At 66.8% G+C, this 24968-nt stretch carries 23 protein-coding genes and 1 tRNA gene; 12 read left to right on the forward strand and 12 right to left on the reverse strand.

Annotated elements, in window-relative coordinates; translation table 11 throughout:
* Positions 1-5: 5 nt before the first annotated feature.
* Positions 6-494, forward strand: coding sequence for an NUDIX hydrolase (locus ACWDXS_RS10225; RefSeq protein ID WP_378991399.1), 489 nt, complete (start codon positions 6-8; stop codon positions 492-494).
* Here the strand turns inward: ACWDXS_RS10225 and ACWDXS_RS10230 are convergent.
* The 4 genes from ACWDXS_RS10230 to ACWDXS_RS10245 form a co-directional block, all read right to left on the reverse strand.
* Positions 470-868 carry a VOC family protein gene (locus ACWDXS_RS10230; RefSeq protein ID WP_378633010.1) on the reverse strand — a complete coding sequence of 133 codons (399 nt, stop codon included), beginning with the start codon at positions 866-868 and terminating at the stop codon, positions 470-472. The two genes, ACWDXS_RS10225 and ACWDXS_RS10230, sit on opposite strands and share 25 nt — an antisense overlap.
* 52 nt (positions 869-920) lie before the next feature.
* On the reverse strand, positions 921-1334 hold the full coding sequence (locus ACWDXS_RS10235) for an arsenate reductase ArsC (RefSeq protein WP_378991400.1): 414 nt from the start codon (positions 1332-1334) through the stop codon (positions 921-923).
* A 142-nt stretch (positions 1335-1476) separates the two neighbouring features.
* A complete protein-coding gene (locus ACWDXS_RS10240; RefSeq protein ID WP_449964206.1) occupies positions 1477-2778 on the reverse strand; it encodes a D-arabinono-1,4-lactone oxidase in 1302 nt (433 codons plus the stop codon).
* 57 nt (positions 2779-2835) lie between these two features.
* Positions 2836-3513 (reverse strand): TetR/AcrR family transcriptional regulator, encoded by a 678-nt coding sequence (locus tag ACWDXS_RS10245; RefSeq protein WP_378991403.1) that lies wholly within the window; start codon positions 3511-3513, stop codon positions 2836-2838.
* Positions 3514-3642: 129 nt separating this feature from the next.
* On the opposite strand from ACWDXS_RS10245, the gene ACWDXS_RS10250 reads away from it, so the two are divergent.
* The 7 genes from ACWDXS_RS10250 to ACWDXS_RS10280 all read left to right on the forward strand — a co-directional run bounded on the left by ACWDXS_RS10250 (position 3643) and on the right by ACWDXS_RS10280 (position 10226).
* Positions 3643-5136, forward strand: coding sequence for an MFS transporter (locus ACWDXS_RS10250; protein ID WP_449964209.1), 1494 nt, complete (start codon positions 3643-3645; stop codon positions 5134-5136).
* 173 nt (positions 5137-5309) lie between these two features.
* Positions 5310-5726, forward strand: a complete 417-nt coding sequence (locus ACWDXS_RS10255) for a fluoride efflux transporter FluC (protein WP_378991407.1) — start codon at positions 5310-5312, stop codon at positions 5724-5726.
* Positions 5727-5790: 64 nt separating this feature from the next.
* A complete protein-coding gene (gene crcB / locus ACWDXS_RS10260; protein WP_378991409.1) occupies positions 5791-6153 on the forward strand; it encodes a fluoride efflux transporter CrcB in 363 nt (120 codons plus the stop codon).
* Between the two features lie 47 nt (positions 6154-6200).
* Positions 6201-7838, forward strand: coding sequence for a phosphoglucomutase (alpha-D-glucose-1,6-bisphosphate-dependent) (pgm, locus tag ACWDXS_RS10265; protein WP_449964213.1), 1638 nt, complete (start codon positions 6201-6203; stop codon positions 7836-7838).
* A complete protein-coding gene (locus ACWDXS_RS10270) occupies positions 7835-9166 on the forward strand; it encodes an MFS transporter (RefSeq protein ID WP_379314502.1) in 1332 nt (443 codons plus the stop codon). Before pgm ends, ACWDXS_RS10270 begins: the two co-directional genes overlap by 4 nt.
* Before the next feature lie 65 nt (positions 9167-9231).
* Complete coding sequence (locus tag ACWDXS_RS10275) at positions 9232-9972, forward strand: DsbA family protein (RefSeq protein WP_449964217.1); 741 nt, start codon at positions 9232-9234, stop codon at positions 9970-9972.
* Positions 9973-10153: 181 nt separating this feature from the next.
* Positions 10154-10226 (forward strand) — tRNA-Ala (locus ACWDXS_RS10280).
* 430 nt (positions 10227-10656) lie between these two features.
* Here the strand turns inward: ACWDXS_RS10280 and ACWDXS_RS10285 are convergent.
* Positions 10657-11142, reverse strand: a complete 486-nt coding sequence (locus tag ACWDXS_RS10285) for a nuclear transport factor 2 family protein (protein ID WP_449964220.1) — start codon at positions 11140-11142, stop codon at positions 10657-10659.
* Positions 11143-11292: 150 nt separating this feature from the next.
* The gene (locus ACWDXS_RS10290) at positions 11293-11766 is read right to left on the reverse strand and encodes a Zn-ribbon domain-containing OB-fold protein (protein WP_449964224.1); all 474 of its coding nucleotides are present in this window, start codon (positions 11764-11766) and stop codon (positions 11293-11295) included.
* A 174-nt stretch (positions 11767-11940) separates the two neighbouring features.
* Here ACWDXS_RS10290 and ACWDXS_RS10295 point away from each other — a divergent pair, with 174 nt between their 5' ends.
* The gene (locus tag ACWDXS_RS10295; RefSeq protein WP_449964227.1) at positions 11941-14256 is read left to right on the forward strand and encodes an ATP-binding protein; all 2316 of its coding nucleotides are present in this window, start codon (positions 11941-11943) and stop codon (positions 14254-14256) included.
* Between the two features lie 214 nt (positions 14257-14470).
* Positions 14471-15487, forward strand: a complete 1017-nt coding sequence (locus tag ACWDXS_RS10300) for a fatty acid desaturase family protein (RefSeq protein WP_378991421.1) — start codon at positions 14471-14473, stop codon at positions 15485-15487.
* 3 nt (positions 15488-15490) lie between these two features.
* On the opposite strand, the gene ACWDXS_RS10305 is transcribed toward ACWDXS_RS10300, so the two are convergent.
* On the reverse strand, positions 15491-16009 hold the full coding sequence (locus tag ACWDXS_RS10305; protein WP_449964233.1) for a winged helix-turn-helix transcriptional regulator: 519 nt from the start codon (positions 16007-16009) through the stop codon (positions 15491-15493).
* 60 nt (positions 16010-16069) lie between these two features.
* On the opposite strand from ACWDXS_RS10305, the gene ACWDXS_RS10310 reads away from it, so the two are divergent.
* Together ACWDXS_RS10310 and ACWDXS_RS10315 are read left to right on the forward strand one after the other, a co-directional pair.
* A complete protein-coding gene (locus ACWDXS_RS10310) occupies positions 16070-16714 on the forward strand; it encodes a dihydrofolate reductase family protein (RefSeq protein WP_378991422.1) in 645 nt (214 codons plus the stop codon).
* Between the two features lie 37 nt (positions 16715-16751).
* Positions 16752-17441, forward strand: a complete 690-nt coding sequence (locus tag ACWDXS_RS10315; RefSeq protein ID WP_378991423.1) for a class I SAM-dependent methyltransferase — start codon at positions 16752-16754, stop codon at positions 17439-17441.
* Between the two features lie 244 nt (positions 17442-17685).
* Here ACWDXS_RS10315 and ACWDXS_RS10320 read toward each other — a convergent pair whose 3' ends face one another.
* The 5 genes from ACWDXS_RS10320 to ACWDXS_RS10340 form a co-directional block, all read right to left on the reverse strand.
* Complete coding sequence (locus ACWDXS_RS10320) at positions 17686-19176, reverse strand: DUF4246 domain-containing protein (RefSeq protein ID WP_449964237.1); 1491 nt, start codon at positions 19174-19176, stop codon at positions 17686-17688.
* Positions 19177-19253: 77 nt separating this feature from the next.
* Positions 19254-21773, reverse strand: a complete 2520-nt coding sequence (locus tag ACWDXS_RS10325) for a polynucleotide kinase-phosphatase (protein WP_449964240.1) — start codon at positions 21771-21773, stop codon at positions 19254-19256.
* On the reverse strand, positions 21774-23171 hold the full coding sequence (locus ACWDXS_RS10330; RefSeq protein WP_449964243.1) for a 3' terminal RNA ribose 2'-O-methyltransferase Hen1: 1398 nt from the start codon (positions 23169-23171) through the stop codon (positions 21774-21776).
* 48 nt (positions 23172-23219) lie between these two features.
* Complete coding sequence (locus ACWDXS_RS10335; protein ID WP_387447158.1) at positions 23220-24554, reverse strand: permease prefix domain 1-containing protein; 1335 nt, start codon at positions 24552-24554, stop codon at positions 23220-23222.
* A complete protein-coding gene (locus tag ACWDXS_RS10340; protein ID WP_378991431.1) occupies positions 24554-24910 on the reverse strand; it encodes a PadR family transcriptional regulator in 357 nt (118 codons plus the stop codon). Before ACWDXS_RS10340 ends, ACWDXS_RS10335 begins: the two co-directional genes overlap by 1 nt.
* Positions 24911-24968 lie beyond the last annotated feature (58 nt).

Raw genomic sequence — 24968 nt, forward strand, 5'->3', positions numbered from 1 at the left:
ACCTGATGATCGACGAATCCGTGTACTCCACGCTCCGTATCGAGGCAGAACGAGACGAAATCCGCCGGCTTGTCGTCGGCGCGGTCGTCGTCCGCCATCAGCGAGTGCTCATTCTGCGCCGCCGACGATCGGATTTCCTGGGTGGCCGGTGGGAGTTGCCCAGCGGCGTCGTCGAGCCGGGTGAGGCACTCGACGAAGCGCTGGCCCGCGAAGTCGCGGAGGAAACCGGGCTGCAGGTCACCGGAGTCAGCGACTACCTCGGCGATTTCGACTACCTGACCGGTGCGGGCGCCCGCACCAGGCAGTTCACCTTCGTCGTCGACGTGGCCGCGTCGGGACCGGTGACGCTCACCGACCACGACGCGCACCTGTGGACCAGGCTCACCGGAGAACCCCCGGTCAGCGACGAGGTCCGCGAGATGCTCGGCCGCTATCAGCAGCGTCAGCGCGACCCCCACGACTGGTCGTCCTATTCGGCGGGCAACGGCGCGTAGAGGTCGATTCCGTGCCCGTCGGGGTCGGCGAGCGAGGCGTAGCGCTGACCCCAGAAGGCATCCCACGGTGGGAGTTCGCCGTGATGGCCGGCGTCGACGAGCTCGGCGTAGAGCTTGTCGACCTCGGCCGGATCGGCGCATCGGAACGCGAGACTGCTGCGGCCGGGACCGGTCGGCGGCTGCCAATCGGGCGCGAAGGAGGCAATCGTCGCCTCGGTGTCCAGTGCCAGCCGAAGGCCGCCGCCGATCACGGCCTCGGCATGGCCCTCGGCTTCGGCGCCGTCCGGGAAGACCAGTCCCAGCCTGCGGTAGAAGGCCACCGAAGCGGCCATATCGGAAACTACAACGGACACGACATCAAGCTGTGGAGTCATATTCGCAGCGTAAACACTCGATCGTGGGTGCGTCTTGAACGAATCGGACGTGTCAGCGGGCGGGTACCGGCAGCAGTTCGGCGATCAGATTGCCGATCAGGATCTGCAGGTGGTCGCGAATGCCGCGCACCACCTCGATGGGCTGGCCCGCCGGATCCGACAGCACCCAGTCGCGATAGCTGATCCCCGGAAAATACGGGCACACCTCGCCGCATCCCATCGTGACCACCACATCCGAGAGCCCGACGACATCGTCGGTGAGCGCGGCAGGCCGTGCGCCCGCGATATCGATCCCGATCTCGGCCATGGCCACCACCGCGGCGGGGTTCAGCGCGGCGGCCGGTTCGCTGCCCGCGGTGCGCACCTCGATCCGGTCACCGGCCATGGCGCGCAGGAGACCCGCCGCCATCTGTGATCGGCCCGCGTTGTGGACGCAGACGAACAACACGCTGGGAGTGTGGGCCATGGTCGCCCTTTCGGCGCAGGGGCGAAGTGCTTGTGGCGCTTCGGATATCACCCGTCATCATTCCATCAGCGCGCTGCGGCGGGGGTGGGTGTGGACGAACCGGCGACCAGGTTGTCCGAGCAGTGTCCGCGCGGCGAGGACGTCAGTCGAGTGAGCCCAGTACCCGGTGCACGTAGTCGTTGGCGAATACACCGGTGGGGTCGAAGCGGCGTCGCACCGCGGTGAACCGGTCCCAGTCGGGGTAGCGCGGCCGCAGGGTCTCGGCGGTCTGGAAGTGGCGTTTGCCCCAGTGCGGCCTGCCGTCGTAGGCGTCGAAGACCGCCTCGCACGCGCGGAAGTACGGTTCCCACACCATGCCCTGATACTGGTGCACCGCGATGTAGCAGGTGTCGCGTCCGCCCGCGGGGGACAGGAAGGCGTCGTCGGGCGCGACCCAGCGCACCTCGATCGGCATCGGGGTGCCGAATTGCCTTCCCAGCGCGAGGATCTCGCGAATCGCCTCGGCCGCGTGCGCGCGCGGGATCGCGTATTCCATCTCGTTGAACTTCACCAGCCGCGGGGTGGAGAACACACGATAGGAACGGTCGACCTGCCGGTTGTTGCTCCCGGCGAGCGTGGCCGCGCGGTGAATCAGGGGGATGGCGGCGGGAATTCGCCGACCGAGCTTGCACATGCCGTCGTATACATGGTTGGCGATCAGGATGTCGTTGATCCACTCGCGCATCGTGCCGCGCGGCTGCTCCGGCGCCTGCGTGCGATCGATGGCCTTGGTCATCGCCGTGGCGCTGTGCGGGAACGCGAAGAACTCGAAATGATCACTGCCGTCCGCGAATTCGTCGATATCGGCGAGCACCTCGTCCAGCGGCACCGGCCGCTCGACGCACTCCAGTACGAACGACGGCTCGAGTTGCAGGGTGGCCGCGGTGACGACGCCGAGCGCGCCGACGCTGACCCGCGCCGCCTTCCAGCCGTCAGGGTCGGTCTGCTCGTTGAGCTCCACCCGGGTGCCGTCCGCGCGCAGCACCTCTACCGAGTGCAGTGCCGCCGAGATATTGCGCAGCCGGGCGCCGGTGCCGTGGGTGGCGGTGGCGGTCGCGCCCGCGAGGCTCTGTGTATCGATGTCGCCGAGATTGGGGAAGGCCAGGCCGTGCCCGTGCAGCAGCGGGCTCGCCGCGTGCAGCGAGATCCCGGCCTCCACCCGCACGCGTCCGGTGGCGGAGTCGACGTCGAGAACCTTGTCCAGACCGCTGAGGTCGATCAGCGTGCCGTCGGTGAGCACGGCGTCGGTGAACGAGTGTCCCGACCCGGCGACGCGCACGGTCCGCCCCGCGGCGGCCGATTCGGTCACGATCGCGGCCAGTTCCTCGACGTCGCGCGGCGCGGCGACGACGGCGGGTGTGCAGCTCTGCTGGCCTGCCCAGTTCACCCAGGTGCTCTTGGTCATGTGTCCAACAGTAGAGGATGCACTGTGACGCGCGCTACTGGATGGGCAGGTTTCGGCTCAGCGACGACGTCCGAGGCAGCCGGCGGCCTTGGCCTGCTCGACTTCCTCGTTGGTCATCGGCGCGACCAGCAGTGGCCTGCGCGGCACCGCGTCGGTGCGGACGCCGTTGAGTGCGATGGCCATATACCGTTGCCATACTTCGGGATTGATCGGCGCCGCGAACTCCGCGAGGGAATTGACCATGTGGATCAGCGCGAAGAAGTCGGTGGTCGCGATATCGGGGTCCACCGCGCCCGCCGCGCGCGCACGATCGATGATGCCCGCGACCGCCGGTTGGATTCGGTCGCGCAACTCGGCGAAACGGGCCGGATCTTCCTCGAGTTCGAGCATCACCTCGCCGAAGCCGCGGTTGGTCGCCAGGTGTTTGCACGCACTCTCGAAGAACTCGACGAGCGCAAGCCAGGCGTCCGGGTTGCTCATGGCCGCGTCGGCCGCGTCGGCGAAGTCCTTGACGTGCTGATCGAAGACCTCGGCGATCAGTTCCTTCTTGTTCGCGAAGCGCCGGTACACCGTGCCGACGCCGACTCCCGCGCGTTCGGCGACGTCGTCGAGGGTGATCTCGAGGCCGTGGTCGGCGAATAGCTCACGGGCGGCCGCGACGATGCGTTGCTGATTGCGTGCGGCGTCGGCGCGCAATCTGCGGGGTGGTGTGGCAGTCGTCGTGGCGTGATTCACAAGTACATCCTATCAATCCGGGGATTAAGTGGAGGTTGTTTCTCCGTTACTCTGGTAGCTTCGATTGAAGCGGAGGCGGTGTCTCCGATTATGCCACCTGAAACCATCCGCAGACCTACTAGGGGAGTTATGACCACCACACTCGACAAGGGGCCGCAGAGCCCCGCGGATACCGGTCGCCGCGGCTCGCACGCCCTGCGCTGGTGGGTGCTTGCCGTACTCGGCATCGCCCAGCTGATGGTCGTGCTCGATGCGACGATCGTCAATATCGCGCTGCCCGCGGCCCAGGCCGACCTCGGCTTCGGCGACGGTGACCGGCAGTGGGTCATCACCGGCTACGCCCTCGCCTTCGGCAGCCTCCTGCTGCTCGGCGGCAGGCTCAGCGACCTGTTCGGCCGCCGCAACACCTTCATCGTCGGCCTCGTCGGCTTCGCGGTGGCCTCGGCCATCGGCGGTGCGGCCTCCAGCTTCGAGATGCTCGTCGCGGCCCGCGTCGGCCAGGGTGTGTTCGGTGCGCTGCTCGCGCCCGCCGCGCTCTCACTGCTCACGGTCACCTTCACCGAACCCGGTGAGCGGTCCAAGGCGTTCGGCATCTTCGGTGCCGTCGCCGGTGCCGGTGGTGCGATCGGCCTGCTGCTCGGTGGCGTGCTCACCGAATGGGCGTCGTGGCGCTGGGCGATGTACGTCAACCTGATCTTCGCCGCCGTCGCGCTCGTCGGCGCCGTGCTGTTGCTGGCCAAGCACACATCGGCCTCGCGTCCCAAGCTCGATTGGTACGGCACGGTCACCGTCACCGCCGCGCTGTTCGGCATCGTGTACGGCTTCTCGCACGCCGAGTCCAACGGCTGGAGCGACCCGACCACGCTGGCCTTCCTGATCGGTGGCGCCGTGCTGCTGGCGGCCTTCGTCTGGATCGAGACCAAGGTCGCGCATCCGTTGCTGCCGCTGCGCATCGTCGCCGACCGCACCCGCGGCGCGTCGTACCTGACCGTGTTCGTCATGGGCATCGGCATGTTCGCGATCTTCTTGTTCCTCACCTTCTACATGCAGCTGACCCTGGCGTACACGCCGATCGTGACCGGTCTGGCGTTCCTGCCGATGGTGGCGGGCATGGTGGTCTCCTCGACCACCGCGCCGTCGCTGCTGCTGCCGAAGGTCGGACCCAAGATCGTCATCAGCGGTGGATTCCTGGTCGCCGCCGCGGGCATGCTGTGGCTCACCCGGATCGGTCTGGACTCGGGCTACGCCACCCATATCCTGCCCGCGCTGGTGCTGCTCGGCCTCGGCCTCGGTGGTGCGATGTCGGTCGCGTTCCAGGGTGCAACGGCGGGCGTGCAGCACGAGGACGCCGGCGTCGCCTCGGCGATGGTCAACACCAGCCAGCAGGTCGGTGGGTCCATCGGTACCGCGCTGCTCAGCACCATCGCGGCCTCGGCGATGACCGACTACGTGTCCTCGCACCAGCCGGGCCCGCTCACGATGGCGCAGGGCGCGATCGAGAGCTACACCACCAGCTTCTGGTGGGCGACGGCCACTTTCGTGCTCGGCGCGATCGTGATCGCGGCGATCATGCCGAACACCGTGCCCGCCCCGGCCGAAGGCGAACCGGTGCTGGCGCACTGATCCCGCAGAACTGAACGGCGATGGCCCGAACCGACAATCGGTTCGGGCCATCGTCGTTCGCCGGTACGGGCTGCTGAAAGTTTGCCACGAGCGCACCGCTCGCCCGGATGTCGGTGGGTCTCGATACCATGAGCGACGACCACCACACGGATCGGCCGACGGGAGGGCAACGCATGGCATCGCGGCCCCCGGCGCTCGATCCGGCCGTCCTCGCGGCGATCTCGGTGGGTGGCGGGCTCGGTGCCACCGCCCGTTTCGGCGTCGCGTACTGGTGGCCGGTACTCCCGGGCCGGTTCCCGTGGTCGACGTTCACGGTGAATGTGCTCGGCTGCTTCGCGATCGGGGTGCTGATGGTCGTGGTCACCGAACTGTGGGAAGCACCGAAACTCGTGCGACCGTTCCTGGGAATCGGTGTGCTGGGGGGCTTCACGACTTTCTCCACCTATAGCCTCGAGATTCGTAGACTCATCGGCACCGGTGCGACGGGCACGGCGGTCGCCTATCTCGGCCTGTCGGTGCTCGCGGCGCTCGGTGCCGTGGCAGTCGCCATGAGCGCGACCCGCTGGGTCGCGCGGCGGGGGTTCACATGAATTCGACGACGGAAGGGGGCCATCCGATGGTCGAGATGTGGGCTCCCACAGGGGGAGGCGCGGCATGACGGTGGCGCTGGTGATGGTCGGTGGCATGCTCGGGGCACCCGCCCGGTACCTGATCGACCGGCAGATGTCGGCGTGGTTTCCGACTGGGCTGCCCTGGGGGACGCTAACCGTTAACATTGTCGGTTCGGCGTTGCTCGGGGGTCTGATCGGCGCGAGTGTGGGCAGTGCGCTGCTGGCATTCGCGGCAACCGGCTTCTGTGGTGCGCTGACCACGTTCAGCACGTTCGGCTACGAGACGGTCCGTCTGGTAACCGAGGGCGCTTACGTGTACGCCGTGGGCAATGTCGCGATCAGCGTCGCGGCGAGCCTGGCCGCGGTGTATGCCGCCGCGTCCCTGACCCAGTGGTTGTGCGCATGATTCTCATGACCAGCCGCGCGCAGCCGACACGGAAGGGAACACCCACCATGGCCCACGATCGCGCCGGACGGCCCGCCCGCCCGACCGACCTGGTGGATATCGCTCACCTGGTCACCGCGTACTACAGCCTCGTCCCCGATCCGGACGAGCCGAGCCAGCAGGTGGTGTTCGGCACCTCGGGTCACCGTGGGTCCAGCGAGGACGGCGCGTTCAACGAGGCACACATCATGGCGATGACGCAGGCGATCGTCGAATACCGCGCCACCCGTGACATCACCGGCCCGGTCTACCTCGCGCGCGACACCCATGCCCTGTCCGAACCCGCCTGGACCACCGCGCTCGAGGTCCTGGCGGGCAACGACGTCACGGCGGTGATCGACGCCCGCGGCCGCTACACACCCACGCCCGCGCTGAGCCACGCTGTCCTGAACCACAATCGCGGCGGTACCAAGCATCAGGCCGACGGCATCGTGGTCACCCCCTCGCACAATCCACCGCGCGACGGCGGCTTCAAATACAACCCACCGCACGGCGGCCCCGCCGACACCAAGGCCACCGACGCCATCGCCGCCCGCGCCAACGAACTGCTGCGCGGCGGTCTGGCCGGGGTCAAACGAGTCTCGCTCGATCAGGCGATGAACACCCACGTCCAGCGCTACGACTACCTCGACCAGTACGTCGGCGACCTGCCGAACGCGTTGAACCTGGATGCGATTCGGGGCGCGGGCATCCGGATGGGCGCCGACCCGATGGGCGGCGCGAGCGTGGACTACTGGGAGGAGATCGGCCAGCGGTTCGACCTCGAGCTCGAAGTGGTCAACCCGTTCGTCGACCCCACCTGGCGTTTCATGACCCTCGACAGCGACGGTCAGATCCGGATGGACCCGTCCTCACGCCATGCCATGGCGGCCCTGGTCGGCATCAAGGACGACTACGACATCTCCACCGGCAACGACGCCGACGCCGACCGGCACGGCATCGTCACCCCCGACGGTGGCCTGATGAACCCCAACCACTTCCTGGCCGTCGCGATCGAATACCTGGTCGCGAACCGGATGTGGTGGGACGCGCTCACCAAGATCGGCAAGACCGTCGTCACCTCGTCCATGGTCGACCGTGTGGTCGGCGTGCTCGGGCGGGACGTGTACGAGGTCCCGGTCGGGTTCAAGTGGTTCGTGCCCGGATTGTTCAGTGGCAGTTTGGCATTCGGTGGTGAGGAGAGCGCGGGCGCGTCGTTCCTGCGGATGGACGGCACCGTCTGGACCACCGACAAGGACGGCATCCTGCTGGCCCTGCTCGCCGCCGAGATCGCCGCCGTCACCGGCCAGACTCCCTCTGCCAGGTACGGCGAACTGGAACGCCAATACGGCAGCCCCGCCTACGCGCGGATCGATGCCGCCGCCACCAGCGCGCAGAAGACCAAGCTCGCGCGCCTGACTCCCGAGGCCGTCTCCGGCACCGAGATCGCGGGCGAGGAGATCACCGGCATCCTCACCACCGCGCGCGGCAACGGAGCGCCGCTGGGCGGACTGAAGGTGACCACGGAGAACGCCTGGTTCGCCGCACGTCCCTCGGGCACCGAGGACAAATACAAGATCTACGCCGAGTCCTTCCTCGGCCCCGAGCATCTCACCCAGGTACAGGCCGCGGCCGAGGAGATGGTGAACCAGGCGCTGACCGAGTGAGCGCTCCGGCCAAAGTCCGGCTACCCGCCGAGATCTGGGTACTGATCGCGGCAGCCTTCGTGATCGCGCTCGGGTTCGGCCTCGTCGCGCCCGTGCTGCCCCAGTACGCCCGCGAATTCGGGGTGGGTATCGCGGCGGCGTCGGCGATCGTGAGCGCGTTCGCGTTGATGCGGTTGCTCTTCGCGCCCGCCAGCGGTCGGCTCGTGCAGAAGCTGGGCGAGCGACGGGTGTATCTGGCGGGCATCGTGATCGTGGCGCTGTCGACCGGGGCATGTGCGCTCGCGCAGACGTATTGGCAACTGCTGGTGCTGCGTTCGCTCGGTGGCATCGGGTCCACGATGTTCACGGTGTCGTCGATGGCGCTGATCATCCGGGTGTCACCGCCCGCCGCGCGCGGCCGGGTTTCGGGGGTCTACTCGACCAGTTTTCTGATCGGGTCGTTGCTCGGACCGCTGGTCGGCAGCAGTCTGGCCGGATTCGGTCTGCGCGCGCCGTTCGTCATCTACATGGCCGCGCTGCTCGTGGTGTGTGTGATCGTGTTCGCCGGGCTGCGCGAATCGCCGGTGCTCGCGCCCGAAAACGGCGCGAAGCCGGTCGAATTCACCTTCCGTCAAGGGTGGGCCGAGCCTGCTTATCGGGCGGTGCTGCTGTCGAGTTTCGCCGGTGGTATCGCGGTGTTCGGTGTGCGGATGGCATTCGTTCCGTTGCTCGTCGTGGAAACGCTGCATCAGGAAGTCGGCATGGCGGGCGTCGCGCTGACAGTGTTCGCCGCGGGCAACGCGGCCGTGTTGTTCGCGTCGGGCAGGCTCTCCGACCGGCTCGGCCGGAAACCGTTCCTGATCGCCGGGTCCGTCATCTGCGCGCTCGGCACCGGTGCGCTCGGTTTCGCGCCGACACTGCCGTGGTTCTTCGCCGCGTCGTTCATCGCGGGTCTGGGTTCGGGGATGTTCAGCCCGGTGCAGCAAGCCGCGCTGGCCGATGTGATCGGGTCGCGGGCCCGCGGCGGTCCGGTGCTGGCCGCGTTCCAGATGTCGGCCGATCTGGGCACCGTGCTCGGTCCGATCGTGATCGGCTGGTTGGCCGAACGCACGTCGTTCGGGGTGGGTATGGCCGTGACCGGTGCGGTGCTGGCGGTGTCGGCGGCTGTATGGGTATTCACTCCCGAGCCCGCACAGATCACGCACCCCGAAGATCCGGAGCACCCCGACCACGCGGGCGACCGCATCGACCCGCAATGCGCCTGCGACGGCAGCCCCGACGGTAAGCCGGTGGTGCGTGACGGCATGGTTCCCGCCGGTCGACCCAGCGATTACCACAAGCCGCAATAGCAGGTCAGCGCCATTTCGTTGTGCCCGCGCGGCGCGCCGCCGGCGACTCGAGGCAGAGTGGACGGGTGAGCACAGCCGGTTCTTCGCACAATCCGCGCCCCGTTTCCAGCAACACCACCTACGCGCTGGCCGCGGTGGCGGTCGTCGTCATCGGGTTGATCGTGTTCGCTGCCTACAAGTGGAGCGCGGAACCGCCGCCCGCCGTCCGCAACGAGGGCTACGGCCCCGTCCGCGAGGCCGCCGTGCAGGTCACCACCACCCCCGAGGGCGTCATCCGCCTCGGCCGCCCCGACGCCCCCAAGACTGTCGACATCTTCGAAGACCCCATCTGCCCCGCCTGCGGCGCGATGGAAACCGCCTACGGCCAGGAACTGGCCCAGAAGATCGACGAAGGAAAGCTCGCGGTGAACTACCACCTCGTCACCTTCCTCGACCCCCAGTCCAAGAGCAAGGACTACTCCACCCGCGCGACGGCCGCGAATCTCTGTGTCGCCCAAACGGGTTCAGGGCCCACCTACAGCAAGTTCCACGAAACCCTGTTCACGAACAAGCAGCCCTCCGAAGGCGGCTCCGACCTGAGCAACCCCGCCCTGGCCACCATCGCCACCGAATCCGGCGCCCCCGAATCCGTCGCCGCCTGCATCAACAACGGCACCCAGTCCGACGCAGCCAAGACCGCCGCCGCGAAGAACCTCGCCGACCTCGACGCCCGCACCGGCAACAAGGCCGCCACCCCCGCGATCTACGACGGCACCACCAAGATCGACTGGCAAGACGAGAACTGGGTAGTGAACCTGGCCCCCTGAGCCTCCGCGTGAGGTTCGGCACATTCTACCCCTGACCAGCCGATCCTTCCCGCCCCACCGGCCACTGCACCCCCGCCCGTAACCCCACATTTTCGCCGTCTACCAGCCGATTTGTTCTCTCTCAGACGCATGGTGTAACTTCATTCAGGCAGCAGCGAGAGCCGCTGAAACAACTGAACACGGGGCTATGGCGCAGCTGGTAGCGCACCACACTGGCAGTGTGGGGGTCAGGGGTTCGAGTCCCCTTAGCTCCACTCACAACAAAAAGGTCCGGCTTTCGAGCCGGACCTTTTGTTCGTTTCGTGGCCTGCAACCGGCGGGTGTGCATCGGGGAGCTGGATGGCGCCTGTGTGCCTGAAGCTGGGAAGGTGGCGTAGCGATCGGTTCACCTGACTCGCAGCGCACAGTGATCCAGTTCGGTTGCAGCGCAATCTTGATCCCGACTCTGATCGCGGAGCGCAGCGGTGGGGGACTGGATCGTCAGGCGAGACTCCAAGGGTTGATGACAGGTACGCCCATCGGCTCGAAGTCTTTGATGTTGCGAGTCACTACGGTCATACCGTGCTCGTCCGCCGTGGCCGCGATCATCGCATCGCGCTCGGGCCGTGAGTCCGGGACGTATAACCGTGCTGGGCGACTCGCTGATGACGTTGGTGTCGAGGAGCGACGTCATCGACTCGGTCTTCAATCCAGCGCCGTCGCCGGGTCGCCTCCGGTGATAGTTCGGTAGTCGTCGATCCGATGGCCGGTCCGCCAGGGGCGTGCCGCGCCCGATACCCACCAGCGCCGCCACAGCGACGGGTGTTTCAGAACGATGGGCAGCACCGGTAGGGGGTCGAAGTAGTTCATTCGCTGGATCGCCTTGCCGTCGCGAAGGATCATGCGGTCGACGTTCGGCCATTCGATGCGGTGGCGTCCTACGTGCCCCAGCAACCGGAACTCGATGAAGACCACGTCGTCGTCGCCGCGCCATCGGTCGACGTGCGCCCGGAGATCGGGGAGGAATCGCCAGATCTGTGCGAACTCTCGTTGCGCCGCGGCGATGCCGTGCATCGGTGGGGACAGCGGCTGGGTCAGCACCACGTCCGGATGCAGAATCTCGGGGATTCGATCGACGGACGGCCGATCCCAGAAGTCGATGAAGTTCGCAACGAACTGTTCAGCGGACATGCGGCGTCCTCTCGTCATCGTGACGATAGCGAACTGACGCGATGCTCCGCGACCACCCTGAGTCGGATCTGTATTTCCGGTGAATGCGTCACGTTCTTGTTCCGAGCCGTGGCCGCAGGTCAGTACACCACGGTCCGGCCGTTCCGCCGCTCAGACACTGATACGGCTGGCGGCCCGGCGCTGATCGTCCGACATCGGCCGACCGGCGCTCACGGCGAAGACCGGGAACCTGTCGTCCCAGGAACACGACTGGAATTGCACACGCACCGGGCAGTTCTGCAGCGGCGGGAGCCCGCCTTCGATGGATGTGTAGACCCACGGGCCCTCGTCGAGCTCGACAATGGCGATCGTCAACGGTCGTATGCCGCGCATTCCGGTCGCGGCGCGATCCACGACCCGACAGGACACGATCGAACCGGCGCCCGACGACGGCAGCCATTCGAGGCTGCCGGAGATGCAGGACGAGCAGCCGAGGGTCACCGCCGCGAACAGCGTGGAGCAGCAGGTGCAGCGGCGAATCATCAACACGTCTTCCACGTGCTGCATGTCGTTGTCGCCGGCCGTATCGCTGTCGACTGGATCGGGTGGGTACATCGGACCTCCGGGAATGGTACTGACCGTCACTTCAGCGTCCTCCGAGCACGGCGTCACGGGGACGGTCGATATACCCGTTTTTCGGAAATCGGGCTACTTCTGCAGCCGGCGTCCGGGAGGTTGCGGTGGTGTGGCGGTGCCGTGGTCTACACGGCGTAACCTGGCGTTCTGGACCATTCCGCCATCGAATGCGAGGCATGTCGGATGCCGCCAACCAGTGAGGGCGCGCTGGGAAATCTCCCCGCGGAATTGACTCAATTCGTCGGCCGAGGACGCGAGATCGTCGAGGTCAGACAGTTGTTGTCCGAGGCGCGGCTGGTGACGTTGACCGGTATCGGCGGGGTAGGCAAGACCCGGTTGGCGATCCGGGCGGCCGAGGAGGTGCGCCGAGCGTTCGACGACGGGGTCTGGCTCGTCGAGTTCGAAAAGGTTCGCGAACCGGATCTGGTGGCCGGGGCCGCAGTGTCCGCACTGAGACTGGTGGGGCGGACGGCCCAGACGCCGCAGGAACTGCTCGTCGATTTCGTCGCCACGCGCCATCTGCTCCTGGTGCTCGACAACTGCGAGCACCTGGTGGACACGATCGCCTCGCTGGCCGAATCGCTGCTGCGTGCCGCGCCACGATTGCACATCCTCGCGACCAGCCGGGAGCCGGTCGGCATCGGTGGGGAGGTGGTGGTCCCGGTGCCGCCACTGTCGGTTCCCGGGGCGGAGGGGTCGCCGAGCTTACGCGCGATGTTGCGGTGTGACGCGATCGCACTGTTCGTCGACCGCGCGCGCTCGGCCGTCCCCGGATTCGAGCTGACCGAAGACAGCAAGATCACCGTCGCCCGCATATGCCGACGACTCGAGGGCCTGCCGCTGCCCATCGAGTTGACCGCGGCCCGGCTGCGGTCGATGTCACCGGAGCAGGTCCTGCAACGGCTCACCGACCGATATCGACTGCTCACCGGTGGCGGTCGCGCGACGCCGACCCGTCAACAGACGCTGCGCCAGTGCGTCGATTGGAGCTACGACCTGCTGAGCGACCGTGAGCGAGAGCTGTGGGCGCGGGTGACGGTGTTCGCGGGCGGCTTCGAATTGGATGCCGCAGAGGCGATCTGCGGTGCCGGACTCGATCCCGGCGAGGTACTCGACCTGGTGGGTTCGCTGGTGGACAAGTCGGTCCTGATCCGTGCGACCCGCGGTGACGGCGGCGTCCGGTACCGGATGCTCGAAACGCTGCGCGAGTACGGCCGGGAACGGTTGCGCGGTAGCGGTGACGAGAGGGAATTGCAGCGCCGCCACCGGGACTGGTTCGAACGCCTGGCGTTGCGGGCGTACACCGAATGGGCGGGGCCGAAGCAGTTGGAATGGATCGATCGGCTGCACCGGGAACAGCCGAATCTGCGTGAGGCGATGGAGTTCTGCCTGGCCGAGCCCGACGAGGCGGAATCGGCCGAACGGATCGCGGTTGCCCTCTACGAGTTCTGGGTCGCGCGGCAGCGGGTCAGCGAGGCCCGATATTGGCTCGGTCGCGTATTGGAGAGAACGAGCGGGGCCACGTTGGCGCACATCGCGGCACTGTGCGCGGACACAGTGCTGGCCGCGATGCAGACAGACATCCAGTCCGGGTCCGAGCGAATCGAACAGGCGCGTTCGTTGGCCGAAGGCAGCGATGACGAGTTGTTGTGCGCGTATGTCGACGGCGCACATGGCTTGCTGTCGTTGTTCTCCGGCGATCTCACCGATGCGAGGACACGGCTCGCGCGGGCAGTGCCGGTGTTCGAGGCGTCCGGTGATGTCTTGCATCAGGTATCGAGCTTGCTCGGCCTCGGCGTCGCGTGCGGTCTGCTGCAGGAAACGGACCTCGCCATGGCGTGCAACGAGCAGGCGCTGGCGCTCGCCACAGCGCACGGCGAGTCGGTCTACCGGTCCTACGCGGTCGCGCAGCTCGCCTTTGCCACGGTCGAGCGCGGTGACCTCGAGCGCGGATCGGTGCTGGTCAAGGAGAGTCTGCGGGTTTCCTGGATGATCGAGGATTGGCCGGGCGTCGCGAGCTGTCTGGCAACCCTGGCCTTTGTCGCGGCTGCACAGCGCCGGGCGCAGCGGGCTGCTGTGCTCGTCGGGGCGGCCATGGCGGTCGGCGAATCCGTGGGCAGCCAGGCGGTCAGTATTCTCGAGATGTTCGGCCACCACACCCAGGCGCAGCAGGACGCCACTCGCGCGCTCGGCCCGCGCGCCTTCGAGGCGGCGATGCGCCAGGGCCACGATCTCGATATCGACGCGGTGCTCGCCTATGCCCTCGAGGAGGATTCGTCCGCGGCGGCGGAGGTTCCTGCCGCGGTGGACGTACTCACCCGGCGCGAGAAGCAGATAGCCGAACTCATCGCGCAGGGCCTGACCAACCGGGCCATCGCGGAGAAACTCGTTATCTCGCAGCGCACTGCGGCGGGGCATGTCGAGCACATCCTGAGCAAACTGCACTGCGCGACTCGCGCGCAGGTCGCGGCGTGGGTGGTCGCTCACCATCGCGAGTAGGCATCAATGGCGATCCGGTCGGATCGAGTGACCATCGCGGCAACGCGGATCTCGGGTGTGATGGCACAAGGACCGGCGACATGGTCTGCCAGGTGATGGTGTCCTTGTTCGGGCCGGGTAGCAGGACGACCGGATTCGGGTGGCGGCACGGTCAGTCGTCGCCGATCTGCAACCCGTTCACCCGGACGTGGCCTGCATGCGCCATGCTTGTGGCGTGGTTATCGCGTCTGATGTCGTTCCCGTGCGTGGCAGTGAGTACTCGGTCCTGTTGCGTCGCGTCCGGGCGGCGGACCTGCTCGACCGGCAAGTGGGTTATTACGGGTGGAAGAGCGCGCTGACCGCAGTCGCCTTCGTGGCTGGTTGGGTGGCATTTTTCGCCATCGGTGACTCGTGGTGGACGCTGGCGGTGGGGGTGTTCCTGGCCGCGGTGTTCTCGCAGATCGCGTTCCTCGGCCACGATGCCGGGCACAAGCAGATCTTCGCCGGGCGGCGGGCCAACTACCTGTACGGGCTGATCGCGGGCAATCTCGCCATCGGGCTGAGCATCGGGTGGTGGACCAGCAACCACAACCGGCATCACGCCCACCCCAATACCGAGGGCATGGACCCGGATGCGATGGGCGTGCTCGCGTTCTCCGGTGATCGTGCGCGGGCCGGAACAGGTTGGCGGCGGTTCATTTTCCGCTACCAGGCGTGGCTGTTCTTCCCGCTGCTGCTCCTGGAAGGTGGCAGCCTGCACTGGAAGAGCATCGTCGCGGTGTTCCGCTGGCCGATCCCGAACCGTATCTGGGAGGGCGCGCTACTGGCTGCGCATTTCATCGGCTTGCTCTCGGCCGCGTTCCTGGTGCTGTCGCCGGGTAAAGCGTTGGTGTTCATCGCCGTTCAGCAGGGTCTGTTCGGTCTGTACATGGGTTCCACCTTCGCGCCCAACCACAAGGGCATGGAAGTTCTGCCGGACGGCGACAACACCGACTTCCTGCGTCGCCAGGTGCTCACCTCGCGCAATGTGCGCGGCAGCTTCCTCGTCGACACCGCGATGGGTGGGCTGAACTACCAGATCGAGCACCACCTGTTCCCGTCGATGCCGCGCGCCAACCTGCGCCGTGCCCAGCCGATGGTCGCCCAGTTCTGCGCCGAGATCGATGTTCCCTACTGCGAGACCGGCCTGTTCGAGTCGTACCGCCAGGCGATGACCCACCTGAACGAAGTCGGCCGCCAAGCGGCCCGCTGACGCTTACTCGCCGGCCGCCGCGAGGTAGGCGGCGGTGAGTTCTGCGAGCACCCCGTCGTCGGGAAGCGACGCGCCACGCAGATGGGTGGCGCGCAGTTCATCCATGAAGCGCTCCCACATCGGGGGCCCGCCCGCGGCGAGTAACTCCGCGCGCACCGTCAGCTCCGGCGCCGTGTGCAACCATCGCGCGCCCCACGCGCCCAGTGCGGCCAGCATCGGAACGAGCTGAATCGCGGCCTCGGTGAGGTGGTATTCGACCTTCTGCCGGTGACTGGGGTCGTCGTCGCGCGTGAGCAGACCCGCGGCGACGAGTTTGGCGAGCCGCGCGGCCAGGATGTTCGAGGCGATGCCCTCGATGGACCCGGTGAGTAGTTCCCGGAAGTGCGTGTGCCCGCCGAACATGATGTCGCGCAGGATGATCAGGCTCCAGCGGTCGCCGAGGAGCTCGACCGTGAGGTTGATCGGGCAGCCCGACTTGCCCGGCGGCACCGGCAACTTCTCCTGGGCAACTGGTTGCGACATAGGATCAGTCTAGGATACGTTCGTCACTGCTTGCACATTGCAATCAGAAAGGGCACCTCGATGGCTCAGATGGTCCGCGTTCAGAACTTCAGCATTTCCAGCGACGGGTACGGCGCGGGGGAGGGGCAGAGTCTGGAACGCCCCTTCGGTCACGCCGAACCCTCTGACCTCATGTTTTGGGCCGGCGCCACCGCGCACTGGCCCAACCGCACCGAACCCGGTGGTACCTACGGCCTCGACGACTACATCACCCGCGACTACGCCTTCAACATCGGCGCGGAAATCATGGGCCGCAACAAGTTCGGCCCACAGCGTGGACCGTGGGAGAACTACGACTGGCAGGGCTGGTGGGGCGACAACCCGCCGTTCCGCACTCCGGTTTTCGTCCTCACCCACCACGAGCGCCCGTCGTTCACCCTGGCCGACACCACTTTCCACTTCATCGATGCCGCCCCGAAGGACGCGCTCGCGCAGGCTCTGGATGCCGCCGACGGCAAGGATGTACGCATCGGCGGCGGTGTCGCCACGGTCCGCGAATTCCTCGCCGCCGACCTCATCGACGCCATGCACATCGTCGTCGCACCGGTGGAAATCGGTGCGGGCGAACGACTGTGGGACAGTCCCGACGAATACGACGACCGCTTCCACCACGAGCAGGTCCCCAGCCCCAGCGGAGTCGTCCACCACTTCTTCTGGCGTCGGTGAAGTATCGCGTGACCTGCGCGGCAGCGATAATTGCGTGGTGCCAACAGATCCCGTCCTGCTCGACGACCTGACGCTGGAACAGTCCTCGGTAGTCGCGAACAACGCGATGAACCGCGGCCGAGGACTGTCCGGGGTGAACAGCTACGCCCGCGAACTCGGATTCGACCCCTACGAGGTACTCGCCGAGCGCTTGCGCGCCGACCCCACCGCCCGGGTCACGTGGATCGACGTCTGCTGCGGCTCCGGTCGGGCCCTGCTCGAAGCGGAGGAACGATTCGACCGCGAATTCCCGACCGCCGACGTCACCATCATCGGCCTCGACCTCGTCGACTTCTTCCTGAACAAACCCCGCACCCCACGCCTGCGCCTGCTCACCACCTCGGCGACAACCTGGACCCCGCCTCGCGAAGCCGACCTCGTGACCTGCGTGCACGGCCTGCACTACATCGGCGACAAACTGGCTCTCATCGAGACGATGGCGAGCTGGCTCACCCCCGATGGTCTCTTCGCCGCCGACTTCGATCCAGCTGAGATCCGCCGCGCCAACGGTTCACCGATAACCGAGGCGGTCGTCGAAACCCTCAGAGCGGCGGGCCTGACATACAACCGTCGCCAGATCCACGGCCACGGTCGGCCTAGATTCACCGCCACCTACCTCGGCGCCGACCCGAAGGCAGGTCCCGGCTACACCGGCCAACCATCGGTCGTCTCGTACTACGACTGGTGATTGCCGTCGAAATCCGTTGTCGCTCAACTCGAGTGCCGACAGAGACGAGATGACTACGGTCCAGCAGTTCAGCGAAGCGCGACCTCGGCGCAACCCGAGAATGCGGAGTCGTGCAGTTCGAGCGTGGCGGCACGGTTCCGGCGGGCACGTCGAAGACGACAACCACCTGTATCGAGTTTCCCGGGTTGATATCCGACATCACGGCGGTGCCGTCGTTGACGTGGATTCCCGCCATGCGTCGAGATCAGTGTTCGCAGAGGGAGAATTCGCGCTCGTAGAGCTCGTTGTTGTGTTCGTCGACGAAGAACTTGCGCTCTCGCATCAGTTCCGCGCGGAAGGCGTCGGCCTGGGCCGCTGTCATCGTCGATGTCGGGGACCAGGGTTGCTGGGGTGGGACGTCGGAGGTCGAGACGATGGTCATCGAAGGGTCGACCAGGAAGAAGGCCAGGATCTTGCGGTGGCCGTTTCGGGTCGGGTCCTGGAGCCGGAACGGTGCGACGCGATGCTGGAGGATGTTCGGGAACGCCACGCAGCGACCGGCTTCGGCTTTGACCGATCCCAGGTCTTGGTTGAGCGCGTCCTCGTCGGCGAGACCGAAGACCTCGCGCATCCCGGTTTCATCGTTCTGGTCGTATTCCGGGTCGTCGATCGCCGCGCGGAAACCGAGCCGGCTGTCGGTGATGTTCTCGTTGTCCCAGTAGTAGATTCCGGTGGCGACGATGCTTTCGTTGAGCATTGCTTCGACGTGCCACGAACCGCCCGGATATTCCGGCTTCTCGGGGGTGAGGTAGATGTTGGCGAGTTTCACGATGACCTGCAACCTGCGCCCGGTGAGGTCGACGCGGTCGCTGTCGTCGACGGGTGTGGGCGGCTGAAAAGTGGGGGCGTCGGGGATGGCCGGTCGGCGGTTTTCCCACCATTCGTCCCAGGCGGCGTCGAAGGCTTCCTGGGCTTCGTCGCTCTCATCGGCCGGCTCGGTGGGTTCGGAGTCTTCGTACCAGGTGAAGGGGTTGACGTCGATCCGCACCGGTCGTGGTCGGCGCAGGTCGGTCAGCACATTGGCCAGCAGCGGAAGCATGCGGGCGAACAGTTCCGGCAAGACGGATTCGAGTGCGTGATGGCGAGCCGGGTCGACGTTGTTGACGTAGGAACGGAAGGCGACGTCGCCGGCATCGGTGACATCGACATCGGTGGGCAGCCATTGGAATTTCGGCGAGTACGCGTACTTGGCATCCTTGTTCGCCGGGCTGGGCCATGGTGCGTCGTCGGATCGGCTGACGCCGCGAACCAGGCAGTACAGCGAGGGATGGACGAGATCGCGCACCTGTCCGTTCGAGCCGGGATGCCAATCTTGTTCTGCCGCTGGAACATCCTCGAACACCCGAGCCGCCGCGCGCAGACGATCCCGTAGTGCGTCGTCGATCAGGGTGTCCGATTGCCACACCCCGTCGACAGCGGACACCTCGATTCCGGTCTCCTCGTCGCGTATTCCGGCGTAATGCGCGAGTTCGTCGAGCACATAGCGGATTTGAGCTTCCGTCATCCCGGTCTCGGCGGCCTCCCGGGTCCATCGGGCGACGATGCCGGCGTCCTGCAGCTTCTGATGCCACTGCGATTTCTCCCGAACAGCGGCGCTCAATCGCATCATCTCCAGCTCGCGCACCGTCCTGACCGGTGCGACAGCCACCAGATGAGCGGCACGAAAGGGCAACGGAAAAGGGGCGAGCTGAGTCAATTCTCTATTCTCTCAACAGTTCTGGCGAGCCGCACGGTGCGAATACCGGAGACGACACTATTTGACCGCCGAAAAGCTCAGAGGCGAGGGTCGGTCGGCACGGATTCCATGGCCAGGATGGCGAAGACCAATTCGTGGACGCGCCACAGCGGTTCGCCCGCGGCGACGGCGTCCAGGGCCGCCAGGCCGAGCGTGTGTTCGCGCAGGGCAAGGGTGCGTTTGCGGCTGAGGGTGCGGTCGCGGAGGCGGGTGAGGTGTTCGGGGGTGGTGTAGTCGGGGCCGTAGATGATGCGGAGGTATTCGCGACCTCGGCATTTGATGCCGGGCTGGACGAGTTTGCCCTTGCTGCGATGGGTGAGGCCGGCGTAGGGCTTGATGACCATGCCTTCACCGCCTGCCGCGGTCATCTCGAGCCACCAGGTGGTGGCGTCGGCTTCGGCGGCAGGGTCGGACAGGTCGACGATTCGGCGGCCGGTGGGGCGGAAGGTCACGGGGTCGGCCGCAACGAGTCGGTCGCTGATGTCGAGGTGCCAGCCGTGGTCGCGGTCGGCGTAGCCGGCGCCTTCGGAGGCAAGGAGGGCGAACGGGGCGATCTGTACGCCGTCGAGTCCTGTTGTCGGCCAGCAGTATCGGCGGTAGGCGGTGGTGAAGCTGTCCGCGTTCTCGGCGCGGGCGGCAGTGCGGGCACGCAGTTCGCCGAGGTCGAGCCCACGGGCCAGTCCGGCGTCGAGCGCCGCGACCGCGGCGGGCAGCGCCGACCGTGCGGCGGCGCCTGCGGCCGCGTACTGGGTGCGGATCAGCCCCGCGGCCTTGGCGGACCAGGGCAGCAGTTCGCAGTCCAGGAGCAGCCAGTCCGAGTCGAGTTCGTCGAAAAGTGGTGCGGCCGCCGCGCGGACGCGATCCAGGAGCGCCTCGGTGAGGGCCGGATCGTTGAAGAACGACCGGCCGGTGCGGGTGTAGATCGCACCGGAGCAGCCGTCACCGACCCCGAAACGGGCCGCTGCCTTGTCACGGCACACGAGTACCACGGCCCGCGACCCCATGTGCTTCTCCTCGCACACCACCTTGTCCACGCCTGCCGCGCGATAGTCGGCGAACGCCTCGGTGGGATATTCGAGATACCCCTCGACGGTCGATGTCGACGGCGGGGACATGGTCGGCGGCAACCACAGCAACAGCCGAGGATCGATCGCGAACCGGCTCATCGCCTCCAGCGCGGCCGCCGAGTTCTCGGCATCGACGATCACCGTGCCGTGCTCGGTGCTGATGTGCCTGCGCCCGGTGACATCGGCGAGGTCGAGCGTCTCGTTGTCGCGCGTGGATTCGGTATCGGCGAGTGGCCGGATCGGCTCGTAGTACATCCGCTCGGCCTGCACCGCGACGAACGTCTTCTCGGGGTAGCGCAGCGCTGTCAGCTCGCCGCCGAACACCGCACCGGTGTCGAGACACACGGTGTTGTTGATCCACTCCACCTTCGGCGTCGGCACGTGCCCGTAGACGACCATCGCCGCACCGCGATAGTCCCGCGCCCACGGATAGCGCACCGGCAAACCGTATTCGTCTGTCTCCCCGGTGGATTCGCCGTAGAGACAGAAGTCGCGAACCCGCCCGGACGCACGACCGTGGTACGCCTGCTTCAGTCCGGCGTGCGCGACCACGAGCCGCCCACCGTCCAACCGCAGGTGGCTCACGAGGTCGTGGATCCACTGCGCCGCGGACTCGATGAACTCCGGTGTCTCGCTGCCCAATTGCTCGAGCGTCTCGGCGAGGCCGTGGGACACCGTCACGTTCTTGCCACGCAACTTCTTCAGCAGCTTCTGCTCGTGATTGCCCGGCACGCACAGCGCGTTTCCGCTCGCGGTCATCCCCATCGCCAACCGCAGTACTCCGGGGGAATCGGGCCCGCGGTCGACGAGGTCACCGACGAAGACCGCCTGACGTCCCTCCGGGTGGGTGGCATCGACAGCACGCCCGGCTTCGTCGCGAACCAGCGTCCATCCGAGTTCGCCCAGCAGCGTTTCCAATTCGGCCCGGCAGCCGTGCACATCGCCGATGATGTCGAACGGCCCCGTGAGCTCACGCCGGTCGTTCCACGCCTTCTCGTAGGTGATCGTCACCTCGGCCGGATCACTGACGACGTGCACCTTGCGAAAACCCTCGCGACCGAGCTCGCGCAGGGAACGCCGCAGGTCCTGACTCTGCCGCTTCAGCACATTGCGCCCGAAGTCGCGATCGGTGCGCGCCTGGGTACGTTCCCACGCCACAGCTTCGGGCGTATCGAGGACGATCGCGACCGGCAGCACATCGAAAGACCGTGCCAGCGCGACCAATTCGGCCCGCGCGTGCTTCTGCACATTGGTGGCGTCGATGACGACGCGTCGACCGGCGCGCAGCCGGATCCCGGCGATGTGGCCGAGCGCGTCGAAGGCGTCCTTCGTCGCGGACTGATCGTTCTCGTCGTCGGCCACCATGCCGCGGAAGAAGTCCGACGACAGCACCTCGGTGGGCTTGAAGTGCTCGCGGGCGAAGGTGGATTTGCCGGAGCCGGAGATACCCACGAGGGCGATGAGCGACAGCTCGGGGAGGTCGATGTTCATTTACGCGGCCTTCCGGAACAGCGCGAGCTGGGTGGGGGAGCCGGTCTGCGGGTCGTGGTCGCCGACCGGGCGGATGTCGACGACGTAGCCGAAGGTCTCGGCGACGCGGGCACACCAGGCGGCGAATTCCGCACGGGTCCACTCGAATCGGTGATCGTCGTGACGGTGACCGTCGAGGGTCTCGTAGTGCACGTTGTATTCCACGTTCGGCGTCGTCACGATCACCGCGCCGGGTGCGGCGTGCCCGAAGACGGCGCGTTCGAGCGCGGGCAACCGGGACTCGTCGACGTGTTCGATCACTTCCATGAGCACTGCGGCGTCGAAGCCACGCAGCCGGTTGTCGTGGTAGGTCAGCGCGGATTGGATCAGGGTGATCCTGGCTCGCTGCCGGTCCGGCATCCGGTCGAACTTCAAGCGGCGCTCCGCCATCGAGAGTGCGGCGCTCGAGACATCGGCGCCGACGATCTCGGTGAACCGGGGCTCGGCTTGCAGCGCGAGAAGCAAAGCGCCTGGGCCACAACCGAGATCGAGGACGCGCGCTGCGCCGGTGTCGGCGAGCGCGGCGAGCACCGCCGCTGTGCGGAGCTTCACCAAAGGAATGCGGCGCTCGGCGGCTTCGACGCGTTCGACCGCGTCCCCGGGGATTTCGGCATCGTCGACCACCTCGTCCGCCGAGCGCAGGCGTTCCAGGGCGGACAGCATGAGTGTCCGTCGTCCGGCCAGATAGCGTCGCGCGATCAGTTCGTGGTCGGGGTGGGCGCCGAGCCAGCCCTCGCCCGCGCGCAGCAGTTTGTCGACTTCGTCGGCGTCCACCCAGTAGTGCTTGGCGTCATCGAGCACCGGCAACAGCACGTAGAGGTGGTTCAGTGCCTCTGCCAGCCGCAGCGTCCCGGTCAAACGCAGGTGGGTGTACGGCGACGGGCCCCATTCCGGGAACTCCGGATCGACCGGCACCGAGGTGGTCGACACCGTCCAACCCAGCGGCGCGAACAGCCTCTCGACGATCTCGGTCCCACCACGGCACGGCACGGCGGGGACCTCGATCTCCAACGGAATCGCCTTCTCCGCCAGCTCTTTACGGTCCCGGCTCGTGCCGTTCAGCGCCGACCGGAACACCTTGCCCATCGCCACCGACAGCAGGCTCGACGCCACATACGGACGGTCGTTCACATAGCGTCCGAGCGCGGACCCGTTGTGCCCCTTGCTCGGTCGCGCCAACTCCACCGGATCGACCTCCAGCAGCAGGGCCACGGTGCAGCGATCGACATCGGCCTGTGGATAGAAGACGTGTGCCGTGCCGCCGGTGGTCGTGAACGACTGCACGCGGTCGGGATGTTTGACCACGAGGTATCCGAGGTCGGTCGCCGGCGTGTGAGTCGTGGAGATCGTCAAGAGCACTTGATGATCGTGTCACGGACCGCCAGTGATTTTCGCCGAGTCCGGAGATCATCGGAAGTCGAACGAGGGCGGGATGGCGACGATCACGGCGGCCGCCCACACTCCGTAGACGGGCAGGTAGTCGGTCTGCCAACGCTCGAGAGCGGCGAAGGTCTTCCTGCCGCGCACGAAGCCGAGCCCGAGGTGGCCCGACCACACGAGGTTCACCAGCAACACCACGTTCAGTCCGAGCGCGACCACCTTGTTGGGGGTGGAGCCGAACTCGGCGATCCGGGTGAGCATGGCGGCCAGCATCGTCGCGTCGACGACCAGCGCGGTGAACACCAGCACCAGCTGCAAGCGGTCGAAGAAGCCGGGTGGGGTCAGCGGATCGCGGGCGGAGATCGTGTAGAGGAGCAGGCCCACGACCAAGACGAGGATCAGGTCCATCAGGATGAGTAGATCGCGGTCGATCGCGGTCAGGCTGCGGGTGGTCGCGAGGGCGGCGAGCAGCGCGAACAGCATGACGATGGTGAGCGGGGTGAAGACCCGGGTGAGCACCGGCGCGATGTTCTCCACGACGTTCTGTTTGGCCTCGACCAGCCAGGCGGCGACGATCACCGCGCCCGCGGCGCCGAAGGGCAGCACCCAGTCCTCGATCACCGGCTCGATGTCGAAATCGAGGGTCCCGAAGGCGCCGACCGTCAGTCCGATCAGTACGCCGCCGCCGAGCGCCAGCAAGGTCAGGTAGACGAACCACTCCCCGGTGAACCGGATGAAGTCCATTCGCCGCCGCCCGGATCGCCAGTCGCCGCCCGTGTACGCGAAACCGACCACCAGCCACAGCAGGATCGGCGCGTGGATCGCGGCGATGATCTCGGTCGCCCCTTCGGGCTCGAATGGATACAGGTTCAGCACGAGTGCGGTGAGCACGACGGGCGCGAGCAGCACGGCGCCGACCCGCGCGGAAATCTGGCGCTTCCACGCGAAATACCCTGCGAGGAACGGCAAGACGAGCAGGCTGATGTTGCGGCCCAAGGCGGGGCCCTCCAGCCAGGTGAAGCCCGCTTTGACCGTGACCGCCGCCCCCGCCGCGAGTGCGAGAACCACCATCAGCTCTCGATTTTTCGCGCCGCCCTCGGACTGTTCCGGCACCAGAACGAGCTGCTTCCACAGCCTTTCGGAATGCTCGAGCGCGAACTCCCGGGAGATCGCGTCCATGCTGCCCATCCGTTTCACCGCGACGAGGAATGCCTCCTCGCCCGACAGGCCCGCGGTTTGCAAGGTCGAGATCTGTTCGCGCAGATGGTCTTCCATCTCGTCGACGTCGGCGACCGAAATCGCACGATGACGCTGGACGTACCCACGCCACTGGTCGATATGGGCCTGCAATTCGGTCTCCATCACGCCCACCCCTTCTCGACCGGCTGGGTGGCGCTGCGCCAGACCTGGTCGAGCGCCTCGGCGACCACACTCCACTGGGCTTGTCGTTCGGCGAGCGCCGCCCGGCCCGACTCGGTGATCAGGTAGTGCTTGCGGCGGCGTCCGCCCTCGGACACCCGCCACGTCGACGACACGTGCCCGAGCCGTTCCAGCCGGTGCAGCAGCGGGTACAGCATCCCGTCGGTCCACTGCATCCGCCCGTGGGAGAGCTGGTTGACCTGCTCGAGGATGGCGTAGCCGTACGACTCGCCCTCGGCCAGAATCCCGAGCACGAGCGGCGTCGCCGAGGCCGCCACCAGGTCTTTGTCTATCCGCATCGCACTCCTATACCTAGAAGATCTAGGTAACAACCTAGCAGAACTAGGTATATGGGTG

The organism is Nocardia sp. NPDC003183, assembly GCF_053590715.1.

Coding starts and splice junctions, on each gene's coding strand:
- ACWDXS_RS10225 (WP_378991399.1), top strand. CDS start 6: ATGATCGACGAATCCGTGTACTCCACGCTCCGTATCGAGGCAGAACGA.
- ACWDXS_RS10230 (WP_378633010.1), bottom strand. CDS start 868: ATGACTCCACAGCTTGATGTCGTGTCCGTTGTAGTTTCCGATATGGCC.
- ACWDXS_RS10235 (WP_378991400.1), bottom strand. CDS start 1,334: ATGGCCCACACTCCCAGCGTGTTGTTCGTCTGCGTCCACAACGCGGGC.
- ACWDXS_RS10240 (WP_449964206.1), bottom strand. CDS start 2,778: ATGACCAAGAGCACCTGGGTGAACTGGGCAGGCCAGCAGAGCTGCACA.
- ACWDXS_RS10250 (WP_449964209.1), top strand. CDS start 3,643: ATGACCACCACACTCGACAAGGGGCCGCAGAGCCCCGCGGATACCGGT.
- ACWDXS_RS10255 (WP_378991407.1), top strand. CDS start 5,310: ATGGCATCGCGGCCCCCGGCGCTCGATCCGGCCGTCCTCGCGGCGATC.
- crcB (WP_378991409.1), top strand. CDS start 5,791: ATGACGGTGGCGCTGGTGATGGTCGGTGGCATGCTCGGGGCACCCGCC.
- pgm (WP_449964213.1), top strand. CDS start 6,201: ATGGCCCACGATCGCGCCGGACGGCCCGCCCGCCCGACCGACCTGGTG.
- ACWDXS_RS10285 (WP_449964220.1), bottom strand. CDS start 11,142: ATGTCCGCTGAACAGTTCGTTGCGAACTTCATCGACTTCTGGGATCGG.
- ACWDXS_RS10295 (WP_449964227.1), top strand. CDS start 11,941: ATGCCGCCAACCAGTGAGGGCGCGCTGGGAAATCTCCCCGCGGAATTG.
- ACWDXS_RS10305 (WP_449964233.1), bottom strand. CDS start 16,009: ATGTCGCAACCAGTTGCCCAGGAGAAGTTGCCGGTGCCGCCGGGCAAG.
- ACWDXS_RS10310 (WP_378991422.1), top strand. CDS start 16,070: ATGGCTCAGATGGTCCGCGTTCAGAACTTCAGCATTTCCAGCGACGGG.
- ACWDXS_RS10325 (WP_449964240.1), bottom strand. CDS start 21,773: ATGAACATCGACCTCCCCGAGCTGTCGCTCATCGCCCTCGTGGGTATC.
- ACWDXS_RS10335 (WP_387447158.1), bottom strand. CDS start 24,554: ATGGAGACCGAATTGCAGGCCCATATCGACCAGTGGCGTGGGTACGTC.
- ACWDXS_RS10340 (WP_378991431.1), bottom strand. CDS start 24,910: ATGCGGATAGACAAAGACCTGGTGGCGGCCTCGGCGACGCCGCTCGTG.